Source organism: Nostoc sp. UIC 10607, assembly GCF_047228265.1.
Lineage (GTDB): Bacteria > Cyanobacteriota > Cyanobacteriia > Cyanobacteriales > Nostocaceae > Nostoc > Nostoc foliaceum_A.
Genome location: NZ_JBIQNW010000238.1, coordinates 1 through 520 on the forward strand (window position 1 = coordinate 1; position 520 = coordinate 520).

Annotated in this window: 1 protein-coding gene; it reads right to left on the minus strand. The window is 37.1% G+C overall.

The window, feature by feature from the left end:
* Positions 1-408 (minus strand): GXWXG domain-containing protein (locus ACEYW6_RS36585; RefSeq protein ID WP_412983666.1); only part of this gene is annotated, 408 nt, incomplete at its 3' end.
* Between the last annotated feature and the right edge of the window lie 112 nt (positions 409-520).

The following is a 520-nucleotide window of genomic DNA, read 5'->3' on the forward strand; positions in this document are numbered from 1 at the left end:
CACTTTTCCTCTATACTCCATCATCCGCAGTCTGGCTTGACTTTTATCGGTTTTCAGTAAAGAATTAATTGAGATCAACAATGGTTTGAAAGAATTATTTTTGGGGATCGGAAATTTTAAAACCCAGTTCATTAAAGTGGGGTTAGGCGCAACCTGGAAAATTTTTCCCTGACCATCTAAAAATAATAACGGATGAACATTTTCAGAATCTATAAATTCCTTCCCATACCAATTAGAAATTTCCAATAAACCGTCCATTGGATGGTTTGTATGCAGTCCAGACCCTTGCCAACGACCATACATAAAGCCTAAATTTACAGGTTCAAGGGTGTCAAACAATTTTAAAGCTTTTTCTGTCGTAGTTTTACCCGTTTCCAGTATCAACTGATAATTTTCTAATGTTTCCATTGTTACTGTCCTTATATCTGTAAACTTACCGAAAACGTTGCCTCTCGTTCACGAAGTGTCTCCGATAGGAGAAGAGAAGGTATCGCTTGCCTCTAATGGAAAATGAGTATCA